The sequence below is a fragment of the Pseudoalteromonas sp. RB2-MNA-CIBAN-0110 genome (genome assembly GCF_040309305.1).
In the GTDB taxonomy this organism is placed as follows: domain Bacteria; phylum Pseudomonadota; class Gammaproteobacteria; order Enterobacterales; family Alteromonadaceae; genus Pseudoalteromonas; species Pseudoalteromonas arctica.
The window spans coordinates 34,156-48,074 of sequence record NZ_JBEOOQ010000038.1 but is presented as its reverse complement, the minus strand read 5'-3'; the positions used below and the strand labels follow the sequence as shown (position 1 = coordinate 48,074).

11 protein-coding genes and 3 tRNA genes are annotated in these 13,919 nt (G+C 38.0%); 9 read left to right on the top strand and 5 right to left on the bottom strand.

Going from position 1 to position 13,919, the window contains the following annotated elements; all coding sequences use genetic code 11:
- Positions 1–2: 2 nt before the first annotated feature.
- The 3 genes from AAEY68_RS16540 to AAEY68_RS16530 form a co-directional block, all read right to left on the bottom strand.
- Positions 3–76 (bottom strand) — tRNA-Asn (locus AAEY68_RS16540).
- A gap of 17 nt (positions 77–93) precedes the next feature.
- Positions 94–170, bottom strand: a tRNA-Asn gene (locus AAEY68_RS16535).
- A gap of 21 nt (positions 171–191) precedes the next feature.
- A tRNA-Asn gene (locus tag AAEY68_RS16530) sits at positions 192–268 on the bottom strand.
- 1,052 nt (positions 269–1,320) lie between these two features.
- Here AAEY68_RS16530 and AAEY68_RS16525 point away from each other — a divergent pair.
- The 5 genes from AAEY68_RS16525 to AAEY68_RS16505 all read left to right on the top strand — a co-directional run bounded on the left by AAEY68_RS16525 (position 1,321) and on the right by AAEY68_RS16505 (position 7,437).
- Complete coding sequence (locus AAEY68_RS16525) at positions 1,321–2,700, top strand: MATE family efflux transporter (RefSeq protein ID WP_165740053.1); 1,380 nt, start codon at positions 1,321–1,323, stop codon at positions 2,698–2,700.
- Positions 2,697–4,691 carry an excinuclease ABC subunit UvrB gene (gene uvrB / locus AAEY68_RS16520; protein WP_007583893.1) on the top strand — a complete coding sequence of 665 codons (1,995 nt, stop codon included), beginning with the start codon at positions 2,697–2,699 and terminating at the stop codon, positions 4,689–4,691. Before AAEY68_RS16525 ends, uvrB begins: the two co-directional genes overlap by 4 nt.
- Before the next feature lie 2 nt (positions 4,692–4,693).
- Positions 4,694–5,632 (top strand): class I SAM-dependent methyltransferase, encoded by a 939-nt coding sequence (locus tag AAEY68_RS16515; protein WP_024592356.1) that lies wholly within the window; start codon positions 4,694–4,696, stop codon positions 5,630–5,632.
- The gene (locus AAEY68_RS16510) at positions 5,633–6,313 is read left to right on the top strand and encodes a tRNA (adenine(22)-N(1))-methyltransferase TrmK (protein WP_024592357.1); all 681 of its coding nucleotides are present in this window, start codon (positions 5,633–5,635) and stop codon (positions 6,311–6,313) included. It begins immediately after the preceding gene.
- 101 nt (positions 6,314–6,414) lie between these two features.
- Positions 6,415–7,437, top strand: a complete 1,023-nt coding sequence (locus AAEY68_RS16505) for a hypothetical protein (RefSeq protein WP_024592358.1) — start codon at positions 6,415–6,417, stop codon at positions 7,435–7,437.
- 4 nt (positions 7,438–7,441) lie between these two features.
- Here AAEY68_RS16505 and AAEY68_RS16500 read toward each other — a convergent pair whose 3' ends face one another.
- Positions 7,442–7,684, bottom strand: coding sequence for a hypothetical protein (locus AAEY68_RS16500; protein WP_010553668.1), 243 nt, complete (start codon positions 7,682–7,684; stop codon positions 7,442–7,444).
- A 208-nt stretch (positions 7,685–7,892) separates the two neighbouring features.
- Between AAEY68_RS16500 and AAEY68_RS16495 the strand changes: the two genes are divergently transcribed.
- On the top strand, positions 7,893–8,342 hold the full coding sequence (locus AAEY68_RS16495) for a methyltransferase family protein (protein ID WP_024592359.1): 450 nt from the start codon (positions 7,893–7,895) through the stop codon (positions 8,340–8,342).
- A gap of 88 nt (positions 8,343–8,430) precedes the next feature.
- Here the strand turns inward: AAEY68_RS16495 and queC are convergent, their stop codons facing one another.
- Entirely contained in the window at positions 8,431–9,087 is a 657-nt protein-coding gene (gene queC, locus AAEY68_RS16490; protein WP_007583902.1) for a 7-cyano-7-deazaguanine synthase QueC, read from the bottom strand.
- 145 nt (positions 9,088–9,232) lie between these two features.
- Here queC and queE point away from each other — a divergent pair, with 145 nt between their 5' ends.
- From queE to AAEY68_RS16475, 3 genes are all read left to right on the top strand, one after another.
- Positions 9,233–9,898 carry a 7-carboxy-7-deazaguanine synthase QueE gene (gene queE / locus AAEY68_RS16485; RefSeq protein ID WP_350586449.1) on the top strand — a complete coding sequence of 222 codons (666 nt, stop codon included), beginning with the start codon at positions 9,233–9,235 and terminating at the stop codon, positions 9,896–9,898.
- A gap of 285 nt (positions 9,899–10,183) precedes the next feature.
- Positions 10,184–10,927: a class I SAM-dependent DNA methyltransferase gene (locus AAEY68_RS16480; RefSeq protein ID WP_024592361.1), complete on the top strand. Its 744-nt coding sequence runs from the start codon at positions 10,184–10,186 to the stop codon at positions 10,925–10,927.
- A 355-nt stretch (positions 10,928–11,282) separates the two neighbouring features.
- Complete coding sequence (locus AAEY68_RS16475; protein ID WP_024592362.1) at positions 11,283–13,472, top strand: AAA family ATPase; 2,190 nt, start codon at positions 11,283–11,285, stop codon at positions 13,470–13,472.
- Positions 13,473–13,919: the final 447 nt, after the last annotated feature.

Here is a 13,919-nt window from a genome sequence, read left to right as displayed (position 1 = left end):
GGCTCCCCCTCCCCGACTCGAACGGGGGACCTGCGGATTAACAGTCCGTCGCTCTAACCAACTGAGCTAAGGGGGAACTACATCATAAAAACTTGGCTCCCCCTCCCCGACTCGAACGGGGGACCTGCGGATTAACAGTCCGTCGCTCTAACCAACTGAGCTAAGGGGGAATCGTTTATGGTTGAAAAACTTGGCTCCCCCTCCCCGACTCGAACGGGGGACCTGCGGATTAACAGTCCGTCGCTCTAACCAACTGAGCTAAGGGGGAAGCGTCTTGCCTTTCAACGGGGCGAAATATTAATGACCGCGCCGCAAAGTGTCAACATATAAAAGTCATAAATTGAAAAAAGAGGTTTATTCGTTGTTTTTGTGTTCGATCTGCGTGTTTTATAGCTCTATTAAAGTTACTTTTTTAAAAATTTAAGAATATCAATGTGACTTTTATTATTGCTGAGTCTTCAAATTGGTTAAATTAAACACGGTATTAAAGTGGCTTGTTATTAAAAAACAACTCAAAAACATAAAAACTCATTTTTTACTTAGCGATATTTTTCGTATTTAATTCGTTTTTTGTTTTAATTTTCTAAAAATATACCTATGCGTATATTCACAGAAATATTTTTTGATCTAAATTGTGATCTAATCACTATGTATAAAATGAGTATTTGTTTTATCCGTTCAAAAATAGAGCAATCAATAACTTAACTTTGTATTAAACGTTTTTTTATACCTAACGTACAACTATGTTAAGAAGAAAAATTGGTGAGCTACAGTTTTTAGCGTGAGTTTATAAAAATGCCACAATTAACAAATGGTCAATTGGTTGGATATCACCGAAAATGGAGGCTCTCTCAAAGCCTTTATAAATGCGGGTTTGAATGAGTTATCCACGGTTTCTGTGGATAACTCTGTTTATGAAACTTTAAGAACATCATCGGCACCAATGGTTTAGGGTGCTACAACGATTTCAAGCTTTTAAATCACTATTTTTAATTCAAGATAAAACAATGGGTTATGATTTGATGCTGAATGTATGCAACTCGATGAGGGAATTTTTTCGTAACGATAAACCAAGCAGTACCTTTGTGTAAAAAAGCATCATATATCACTGGGTGTTTGTAATAAAAGTTATAAAAATGTGTTTTAATTGGTTTTTGGTGTGTTTAGGCTCTATTTTAACAAAAAGAAGCAAAAACTAAGTTTTACTATTTTTTCGAACCTTTACTTCTTTAATTACTTCAATTGTAGTGATAAATCCGTGGCTTGAACTGCCTTGATGCTTTAAAATGATTCGTTCAGTAAAAGAGGCCTATTTATTTCATGCGCGCAATTTCAAAATCCCAGACTCGCCCAGATTTACTAAACGATCCCATCTTGCCCACATTAAAGACGATGACCATCCCGATGATATTCGGCATGATCACGCTAATGATGTTCAATATTGTCGATACATTTTTTATAAGCTTACTAGGCACTGAGCCGCTTGCAGCGGTGAGCTTTACATTTCCGGTTACCTTTACCGTTATTAGCTTAGCAATAGGGCTGGGGATCGGTACATCGGCAGTAATAGCAAAAGCGCTCGGTAGTAATAAAATAGATGAAGCGCGTTTTGACGCCAGTATTTCTTTAATGGTTGGTGTGGTTCTGGTTATTGTGTTGTCATCTGTTGGGTATTTACTGATTGACCCCATATTTACTTTGCTAGGAGCGGGCGCACAAGTATTGCCGTTAATACACGAATACATGAATATATGGTTTATTGGTAGTGTATTTTTAATAACTCCAATGATTGGTAACTCGGTACTGCGCGCCAGTGGCGATACAAAAACGCCAAGTATAGTAATGGGTGGAGCAGGGCTGATAAACGCCGTACTTGACCCTATACTGATATTTGGTTTTGGGCCAGTACCAGCGTTAGGTATTCAAGGCGCTGCCATAGCAAGCGTTATTGCATGGTCGGTTGCTGTGGTTATTATTTTATATATATTAGCTGTTAAAAAGCGCTTGTTGAGCCTAAAAGCAGGCAAGCAAACAGTGACGGGCGCTATTCGTAAAATATTAAAAATTGGTTTGCCTGCTGCCGGCGCAAACATGCTTACACCCGTTGCAATGGCCGTAATGACCGCTATGGTTGCGCATCACGGGCCAGAGGCCGTAGCTGCATTTGGAGTGGGAAGTCGAATAGAATCTATTGCAAGTATATTAGTGCTTGCACTATCGATGACATTACCGCCATTTGTTAGCCAAAACTTTGGCGCTGGCAAATTATGCCGCGTTAAAGAAGCGTATACCGGCACACTAAAATTTGTAATGGTATGGCAATTTGCCATTTACGTATTACTCATTGCATTTTCAGGTGTTATAAGCCAATTATTTGGTAAAGAACAAGCCGTAATAGATGTAATTAAACTCTTTATTTATACCATCCCGTTAAGCTATGGCTTACAAGGGGTGATCATATTATCAAACTCATCGTTTAATGCTTTACACAAACCAATGTACGCATTGGTATTAAGTGTCATTCGGTTATTCATATTTTATGTACCATTTGCTTACGTAGGCAACGAAATAGCCGGATTATTAGGGCTATTTATTGGCGCTGCTTTAGGTAACTTATTTACAGCAATAGTGGCATACAAATGGTTTATGAAAAAACTAGAAACGCTGAGCGGCGAATCGTTACAGGAGTGCAATAATTGAGCGACCATTTTCAGTTAAAATCACATTTTAAACCAGCAGGCGATCAGCCCACAGCGATTAAGCAGCTATGCGAAGGATTAGAAGCAGGCCTTGCACACCAAACTTTATTAGGTGCCACCGGTACAGGTAAAACCTTTACCATGGCTAATATTATTAACGATTTAAACCGTCCGACAATAATAATGGCGCACAATAAAACGCTTGCCGCGCAGCTATATGGGGAAATGAAAGAGTTTTTTCCTAAAAATGCGGTTGAGTATTTTGTATCGTATTACGATTACTACCAGCCAGAAGCCTATGTTGTATCTAGCGACACATTTATTGAAAAAGATGCCTCGATAAACGAGCATATAGAACAAATGCGTTTAAGTGCGACCAAAGCACTGCTCGAGCGCCGCGACACCATTATTGTGGCGTCGGTATCGGCTATTTATGGTTTGGGCGACCCTAAATCATACATGAAAATGATGCTACTTTTAAAAGTGGGCGAAAAAGTAGACCAACGCGACATGCTACGTCGCCTAGCTGAAATACAATACACCCGCAACGATATAGATTTTAGCCGTGGTACATATCGTGTTCGTGGTGAAGTGGTTGATATATTTCCTGCAGAATCTAGCACCTTCGCAATTCGCGTAGAAATGTTTGATGACGAAATAGAGCGCTTAAGTATTTTTGACCCGCTTACCGGCGCCGTCGAAAAGCATATAATACGCACCACTATCTATCCAAAAACACACTATGTTACCCCGCGTGAAAAAATACTCGGTGCTATCGATAAAATACAAGAAGAACTAAAAGATCGAAGAGCCCAGTTACTCAGTGCTAATAAATTAGTAGAAGAGCAACGCGTAACACAGCGTACGCAATACGATATAGAAATGATGCGGGAGCTAGGTTATTGCTCTGGTATAGAAAACTACAGCCGCTATTTATCGGGCCGTACGCCGGGCGATCCGCCACCCACATTACTTGATTACCTCCCAGACGACGCATTGATGATTATTGATGAATCGCACGTAACCGTATCGCAAATTGGGGCAATGTATAAAGGCGACAGAAGCCGAAAAGAAAACCTAGTTGAGTATGGCTTCAGAATGCCCTCAGCAATGGACAACAGGCCGCTGCGCTTTGAAGAATTTGAAGCTATTTCACCACAAACAATTTATGTATCGGCAACGCCAGGCGACTTTGAGTTAGACCGTTGTGTGGGCGCAATCGCAGAGCAAGTAATTCGCCCAACTGGCTTGCTCGATCCACTTATTGAAGTGCGCCCGGTGGGCGATCAGGTTGATGACTTACTTTCAGAAATTTATAAAAGTGTAGAGAAGGGCGAACGTGTACTTGTAACCACTTTGACTAAACGTATGTCTGAGGATTTAACCGATTACTTAAGTGAGCACGACGTAAAAGTGCGTTACTTACATTCAGATATAGACACGGTTGAACGGGTTGAAATTATTCGTGATTTACGTGCGGGTGTGTTTGATGTGTTAGTGGGCATTAACTTACTTCGAGAAGGTCTGGATATGCCAGAGGTGGCGCTAGTAGCCATACTTGATGCAGACAAAGAAGGCTTTTTACGCTCAGCGCGTTCAATTATTCAAACCATTGGTCGTGCTGCACGTCACTTAGATGGTCGCGCTATTTTATACGGTGACAAAATTACAAAATCGATGGCTAAGGCCATGGACGAAACAGCGCGCAGACGCGAAATTCAGCATGCTTATAATATTGAACACGGTATTGAACCGCATTCACTAGCCAAAAAGATTCTTGATGCGATGGATGTAGGCGAAGAAGCCGGCCCTAAAGATAACCTTAGACTTGTTCGTAAAGACTCTAAAAAGGTACTTAGCGCGAAAGAAATTACCGTGCAAATTAAGCAGCTTGAAACCAAAATGCATGCATACGCAAGCGACCTAGAATTTGAAAAAGCGGGCTCTGTTCGCGATGAAATACATGAACTACAACAACAGTTGATTAATTAAAAATGACAGCAAACTTTACTCCTCTTATTACTGCGCTTGAAGATGCGCCAATTTTAAAAAATGAACTGTGCCGTGTTTTTCATGGCCGTGGCCATAGTGTTGAGGCGTTAAGTCATATTAATTTAGACTTTTATCCGCCAAGTTTGTTTTTGGTTTCATACGACGAAATTGACGAACAAACACTAAGCGAGCTTACCGATGTTGTGTGGCAGTGGGCACAAAAAAACCAGCCAGAGCTTATTAGCTCACTTGTGTATCAGCAACGCGCTGGCGTACAAAGCCAAAACACCGTGGTTTATGGGCAATTACCTAACCCGCATGTTGTAACCGAAAACGGCATTCGTTTTTTGGTTGATTTACAGAGCCGTCAAAATACCGGAATATTTCCCGATATGCGCAGCGGCCGTGAGTTTGTAATGGCTAATAGTAAGCATGGCAAAGTGCTTAATTTATTTTCGTACACGTGTGGGTTTTCGCTTGCAGCTATGCAAGGCGGAGCAGATCATGTAATGAATATGGATATGAGCAAAGGTGTACTTAAAGTCGGCAAGCAAAACCATCAATTAAATGGTTTTGAGCGTGGCGTAAGTTTTTTACCTCACGATATTTTAAAGTCGTTTGGAAAACTAAAAAAAGCAGCCCCGTTTGACTTAATAATAGTTGATCCGCCAAGCTTTCAAAAAGGCAGCTTTATATTAACTAAAGACTATCAAAAAGTGCTGCGCAGGTTGCCAGAGCTACTTTGCGATACCACACAATTGTTATTGTGCGCTAATAGCCCAGAGCTTAGCGAAGAGGCGTTTAAAGCGTTAATAAACGAGCACACCCAAGGCGCAATTGAATTTGTTGAGCGCCTAGCCCCTACCGAGCGTTTTATTGAAGTAGACAGCGACAGAAGCTTAAAAGCACTTATCTACAAAACGTCACAATCTGCTGATTAAATGAAGCTCAGCAAACGCCTAACTGCCATTGATACATTAATCTCGCAGCATCACGATATTATTTGGGATTGCTGCTGCGACCATGGTTATTTAGGCATGGCGCTATTAAAACGCGCAGCTGCAAACCAGGTTATTTTTGTAGATATAGTCGCCACTTTAATGAACGACCTAGAAATGCAATTATCATCTATTAATAAATTACAAAAAACCTGTAATAAAAATCCGCAGTGGCAGGTCTTATGTCAGGATGTAGGCAAAATTGAAATTGCTCAAAGTAAAAGCCAAGTAGTTGTAATAGCAGGTGTTGGCGGTGAGCTGTTGTTAAGTTTAATACAACAAATTACTGCTAATAACGTAAGTGAGCATTTAAATAATGTTCGGTTTATTTTATGCCCAGTGCATCACACTTATAAGTTGCGAGTCGGTTTAAAGCAATTAGGTTTAGGGCTTGTAAGTGAGCAAATAGTTTACGACAACAAACGTTTTTATGAAGTGATTGAAGTGAGCTTTAGTAGCAATAATGAGATTAGTCATACCGGTAATAATATGTGGGACTTTGCTAGTGCAGAGCACGCTATGTACCAACGGCAACTCATAAATCATTATAATAAAATGCTCAATAAAGATAAGCCATACTATCAAAAAGTTATAACAGACTATCAAGAACTCACCGATAGTTAAAAAAGCCCGAAAGTAGGGCGTACATGTGATCTAATTACGACATTGACGACGTAATGTGTTCATAGTTTATATCGCACAACGCGAGTTTATTTGGTTTATTTATGTCAGATAACAAGAGTCACATTAATCATTTGCTTAGCAATGAGCAAAAATGGCAACACAGTTACGAGCAACCTATTTCTTATGCACCCCTTGTGCAATTGGCTAATAGTAGCTGGGTGGTGCCACAACATTTTTTACGTTACAAGCACACGCTTGAAAGCGTAAACGAAGTGCTTGAGAGTATAGAGTTTTCGGCTCACTTTAGAGTGCTTGCTGCACAAAAAGGTGAAGAAATTTACCTGCAAGTAGCAGTGTTGAGCCCAGATAACTATCAAAAAAGTGCATCTGCAAATGAAGGCAAAGCCAAAAAGCTATTATTTGGTAGACGCTGGATAGTAGAGGAAAATTTACCTACTTCAGAACTTATTCAAACTGCATTTTTAGCGTTAAAAGTAGCGCGTGAACATGAAGTAAGAGAGCTTTTTCAGTTAATGCAAAGCGGCGCAACAAGTACGCCATTTAATAACCATCACGACTTACCGGTAATGGCTCAAAACCCTGAGCTTGTTAAAAGTGAAAGTGCTGAAAGCCGTGTTGATGAAGTGCTTAAACGTATTGTATTTGCAGGAAAAAGTATTGAACTTAAGAGCCAGCAGCAAATAGCCGAGCAACATTTATATACTGTTGAGCTGTTGTGTGAAAATTGCCAACTTAGCGAGTTTAATAAAAAAACAATCGCGTTTTTAACAGCAGATCCATCCGCTAATAGCTTTTTACACGCCTTAATTACAGCATTAGTAGCCACAAGCAATGATTACGTAAACGAGCAATTTAAGTACAAAGGTTTTGCCCGCTTTAGTAAGCACGTTGTGGTTGAACAAATAGGTAACTTAAGTATCGCTATGCGCTCGCCAAGTACTGTAGGGCTTTGCTCTATGGGTAAGCAACATGCTAACCAGTTAAATTTTGAGATAGACAGCGGGCGAGCACCACAGGGCTGCGGGCAAGCTATTGGTGGGTTTTTAGCTGCTCACGGCATTGAGCAGCCAGAAAATGCACATTTATATCCAAATTACTTATAACAATTTAAAGCTTATTAATTTCATCTTTAACGTTAAAGCTTGAATCAGTAACAATAGCCTCAAGTGTTTGTACACGCTCTTTTAATGCAAGCACTTGTGCGTTTGTTTCAGCTAATTGTTTATGGGCATCGCTGTTGTTGTTTTGCATTTTATGCTTAAACTCAAGATGCTTTTTATACATATCGTAAACCACTCCTGAGCCAACCGAAATTAGCACAATAAGTACAATCATCGTAGTTCCAGACATAATCTCATTCCTTATCATTTTATTATTCGTTTATGGTTAAAGTATAACCTTTAAGCGCTTTTGATAAAGCTGACAATTGTAACTTAATTTGTATACTTTACTTAAGCTCAGGTTTGAGCGTGTTCATCATTTATACACTTCTGATATTGTTTAATGGCTGCATAGCCACCATATAATAAACATACTTTAGCCAATACAGTGAGTTGCCATGTTGAATAATAAAATACCTCCCGTTATTGTTGTGCTGTTTTTTGCAGGCATAATGGCGCTTATTGCGCATTACAGTGTTATTGATTTCACCGCATTTATTACCTACTTAGCAGCAAGTTTGGTCATTATAGGGTGTGTTTTTTGTATTGCAGGGGTGGTGAGTTTTAAAATAGCAAACACCACTGTAAACCCTAATAAACCTGAGCAAGCGACAAAACTTATTACTAGCGGTATTTATCGGATTTCGCGTAATCCAATGTACGTAGGTTTTGCATTTATTTTAGCAGGGTGGGGTATTTGGTTAAGTTCCTTGTGGGCACTTTTATGTATTATAGGGTTTATTGCGTATTTAACATTTTTTCAAATAATACCCGAGGAGCGTGCGCTCACTAAATTATTTGGCGAAGAGTTTACCGCTTACAAAGCGCGCGTAAAACGCTGGTTGTAATCTCTACGTTAAAATTAAACAAACAAAAAAGGCTATCGATGATAGCCTTTTTTTGTTTACAGCAATTGTATTACTAATTAATTGGTGCTTATTCGTATTCTAACGGGTCTGTAATGTTATTTAGTGCAAATGCTTCAAGGCGTTCTTGGCACGCGCCACATTTACCACAGGCCTTTTCACGGCCGTTATAACAAGTCCACGTTTGGCTGTAATCTAATCCCATTTCAATACCGTCGGTTAAAATACCAATTTTAGTATTGTTTAAGTATGGGCTAAAAATTTCTACAGCGTCGTAATTTGCAATACGACATACATCATCCATTTTTTGCACAAATTCAGGACGGCAGTCAGGGTAAATAGCATGATCCCCAGAGTGAGCGCCGTAATAAACTTGGCCAGCTTTAAGTGATACCGCGTAACCAACAGCAAGCGAGAGCAAAATCATATTACGATTAGGTACAATCGTACTTTTCATGCTTTCTTCTTCGTAATGGCCTTCAGGCACATCAATGTCATCAGTAAGCGATGAGCCACCAATAAGTTGGTTAATCGCCGAAATATCAACAATTTTGTGTGGAACGTTTAATTTTTCACACACACTTGCCGCCACTTTAAGCTCTTTTACATGACGCTGACCATAGTCAAATGATAGGGCATATACATCATGGCCTTGTTGCAGGGCTTTATTTAATACGGTAAATGAGTCCATACCGCCGGAATAAATAACAACTACTTTTTGCGTCATATCTGTTTTGCTCTTAGTTTTAATAGAGGTTTATATCAGGGCGCGATATACTACACGGCCGCAGCTTAAATAACAATTTTTGCACAGCGCTTTTTGGTTTTTTAATAGTAGCAATTTGGCTGCTAGGTAGTAAGTGAGATCTCTTTTGTACAAAATTAATGAAGTGTTTGAAACCATTCAAGGTGAAGCTAGCTTTACTGGCACACCCTCAATATTTTTACGTCTGCAAGGCTGCCCTGTAGGCTGCTCTTGGTGCGACACTAAGCAAACGTGGGATGTTGATAATGTATATAAAGTATCGCTGGACGAAACCGTAGAAAAAAAAGCCGACTCAGATCATTGGGCTAATGCCAGTGCGGAGCAAATTTTAGCGTTGTTTCAATCACGTGGTTATACCGCAAAGCACGTAGTAATTACAGGCGGCGAGCCATGTATGTTCGATTTAAATCCAGTATGTAACTTATTACACGAACACGGCTTTAGTACACAAATAGAAACCAGCGGTACGTTTGAAATACTCGCTCCAGAGCAAACATGGGTAACAGTATCGCCAAAAATTAACATGCGCGGTGGTTATGAAGTACTTACCAGTGCAATGAAGCGTGCCAACGAAATTAAACACCCCGTTGCCATGCAAAAGCACGTAGAAGAGCTAGAAGAATTATTTGCAAAAACAGGCGTTAACCCAAAGCTTGTTTATTTGCAGCCAATTAGCCAAAAAGTATCAGCAACCAAATTAGCAATCGGCACCTGTATTGCCAAAAACTGGCGCCTATCAATACAAGTACATAAGTATTTAGGAATTAGTTAAAGCCAGCTTAAAGTTATATTACGTATGTTGGGTAGAGCGAAGCTAAACCCAACGAATCTCCAATTTCACACCGTTTTATAACAACTCTCTATGATTTTTAAATTTGTAGGCCGGATAAGCGAAGCGCCATCCGACAACCCTGTACTTTATAGCCTGAACTCTATAGCCTGTACTTTATAACCTAAGATTACATCTACCCTAAAGCTCATATCTTCTTCGTTAATTGTGCTAATTAGTTTACTATGCGCGACTTAAAAATATTCTACTACTTACCACTAGGCTTATATGTCCGCAAATGCACTCTACACCGACCTTTCTGATTACTACGACTTAATGTGCGCAGATATAGATTATCAAGCCCAAAGCAATTCTATTCACAGGCTGCACCAAATTTTTGGTAATGGCGCAAATACCCATCTCGATTTAGCGTGTGGCACCGGCCCGCACGTACGCCACTTTATTGATTACGGCTATAAAAGTAGTGGGCTTGATTTAAACCAGCCAATGCTAGATAAAGCAAAAGTTCGTTGTCCAGAAGCGCAATTTTCATTGCAAAATATGAGTGAATTTAAGGTAACTGAGCACGTGGATTTAATTACCTGCTTTTTGTATTCAATCCACTACTGCGACGGCATTAATAAGTTAAAAGAATGCCTTGCCAGCGTACACAGCGCATTAAACGTGGGTGGAATATTTTGTTTTAACACGGTTGATAAAAACAAAATCGACAGCGATTCATTTGTAGAGCACACCGCAACAAGCGAAAACAGCTTCTTCACATTTCGCTCTGGTTGGCATTACAGTGGCACTGGCAGCAAACAACTATTAAAACTCAGCATAGAAAAAACCACCGCAGATAAAACACTTGTATGGCACGACGAGCACCCAATGGTTGCTTTTAGTTATACCGAGCTCAAAGAAGCCTTAAAACCGTACTTCGAAATTCACATATTTGAACATGACTACGACAAAATAACTCCATGGGCAGAGCGCTCAGGCAACGCCATTTTCGTCTGCGTAAAAATATAAGTTAAACAATCATCAAGAAGAGATAAAAGGTTGGGCAGAGCGCAGCGAAACCCAACGAATCTCCAATACCCACGCTCCCAATAACCCCGCATTATATATTTGAAAACGTAGGTCGGATAAGCGAAGCGCCATCCGACACAGTAAATTTTATCCCAAAGTAATAACATTTAGCCCAATTATTTTATTAATAACTTCTTCTATCTATTGTGGTTGAGATTTACTTGAGCGAATATCTAGAGACTCAACTAAATTGAGTAGTGAGATCTTTTAAAGTGAATACCAGTATAAAATTACAAAATATTGATATATTTATTAGAAAATGATTATTTATTGTATTTAAGGCTAAGGAAAGCAAATGAAAACCCTATCTATAAATCTCGAAAATTGTTACGGAATAGAGCAACTAAACGAAACACTTAGCTTTGAAGGTGTAAATGCGAATCTGATATATGCACCAAATGGAGTGATGAAAACCTCATTAGCAAAAACTTTTTTAAAAATATCGGAAGGAAAAGTACCAGAAGAATTAGTTTATGAAAAAACTCCTTTCTTCGAGATAAAATCAGATGGTACGAATATTAATGCTGAAAATATATTGGTAGTTGAGCCATTTAGCCCTAGTTTTGATTCGAAAAATTTATCAACCTTATTAGTGAACCAAGAAATGAAAACGGTTTATGATAAAGTCTATAAAGATATATTAGATGCGAAAAAAAGGTTAATTACTGAATTAAATAAAGTATCAAAAGTAAAAAAAGAAGAATTAGAAAGTACAATAAAAAGCGACCTAGGTCTCCCCGACCTATTTGAATCTATAAGGTTTCTCCAATTAGCTAATATAGGAAATGACTCGTACTCGAAACTGCCATATACAAAGATATTTGACCCAAAAGTTACAGAATTATTGTCAGATGAGACTATTAAATCAGGTATTGCTGATTATACAGACAGATATAACGACTTGATCGAAAGATCACCTATATTTAAGAAAAATGGTTTTAATCCAGTTAAAGCTAGCACCATAATTAGTTCATTGAAAAAAGAAAAATTCTTTGAAGCTGAACACAAAGTGTTGCTTAATGGAAATGGGGAGCCTCTAAATTCTCTTGCAGAATTAGAGGTAGCAATCGAACATGAAAAAGAAACTATTTTAGGTGATGGTAATTTAAAAGTTATATCACAAAAAATTATTCAAGGTGTTGCTCCTGTAAAGGCATTTCAAGAATTACTAGAAGATTGCCCTGAGATTTCAACTGAATTAAATGATATTCAAAATTTCAAAAAAATAATTTGGTGTTCATACTATATTGAAAAAAAAGTACTTTTCGATAATTTATTAGCCTTATTTGATGCAGGTAAATCAGAGTTGGCGGCAATAGAGGCTGAAGCTGAAATTGAGAAAACTCTTTGGCACGAGGCTACAGAGGTATTTAAAGAAAGGTTTCATGTTAACTTTTCAATAAGTATTGAAAACCAATCTAATGCCATACTTGGAACTATTGCACCAAATATAGTATTCACTTTTCAAAAAGGTAGTGATCAGCCAGTTAAATTTGATCGAGGGCAGCTCAATTCACTAAATTTTTTATCTGTAGGTGAGCGACGAGCAATGTATTTGCTTTACGTTATATTTGAATTCAAAGCTAGGGAAGCTAAAGAGCAAAATACTTTAATTATAATAGATGATATTGCAGATTCCTTTGATTATAAAAATAAATACGCAATCATCGAATATCTAAAAGAACTATCTGAAAATAGCCTTTTTAATCTATTAGTATTAACACATAATTTTGATTTTTATAGAACATTCCAAAGTAGAGTCTTAGGTAATGGGAGTAAAAGAAAGCATTCTTTTATAGCTCAAAAAAATGATAATACAGTTAATTTAATAGGTGGCGGTGATAATTTTATTACCGAACCATTTGATTACTGGAAAAAGCATTTTGGCGAAATACCTCAAATTATTATTGCAATGATTCCTTTTGTTCGTAATTTGGTCGAATATAGAAGCGGAAATAAATGCAACGATTATTTAGATTTGACGTCTTTACTTCATATAAAATCTAATACAAAAGAATTTAAGCTTGGCGACCTAGAAGTCATGATATCCAATACAATGAATGAGCTACAGCTTTCAGAGAATATAGATAAAGCGATGCCTGTTATTGACTTTATTTATACAACTGCTGATAGAGTTATTCAAACTCTAATCGATAGTGTGGATGAAATTCGATTAGAAAACAAAGTTGCCTTATCAATAGCTATAAGATTAAAAGCTGAAGAATTTATGTTAGATCACATTATTGATACTACGCCAATTAACGGTATGCAAACAGCTAAACTATATGATCGTTTATCGAAAGAAAATATTGATAAAGGTGAGACTTTTAAAAATATTAGAAAAACGCTTAGCCAAGTTGTACTAATGACTCCAGAAAATATACATATGAATTCTTTTATGTATGAGCCACTAATGGATATGTCCAATCATCACTTGATCTCATTGTATCAAACAATTAAAGAACTTACGTGGGACGGTCTTTAGTTTTAAATTTTAGTCGTTTCAAGCAGCAAGTTAATTTACTGCCTTTATACACTAAAGGTTTAGGCGGTAAATTATTATTTTATATAACCCTGAATACCAAACCCTCCAGTAATAACTCCGTTTATTTAATGACTCTTCTCATCAATCTCTTTCCCGCAATTATAACAATCGTTAGTGGGAAGCTTATAACTAGAAATAGAGCGCATTACTTGGTTTTTCTTACAGGCAGGGCAGGCGTAATTAATTACAGAGATTATAAGCGCAATAGCGAAAACGAAACTACCGATATAAAACGGGTTTGAGTAAAATTGCATACTTGGCTCTGAAAAATTAAAACCGATAATACAGATGATTAAGGCAGTTAAATAAAGTTTAAATTTTAGGCTTTTATTCAAGATTTAAATATCCAATTGGCAAGGTGCTAATAATAAGTGCTTTGGCAGTTTT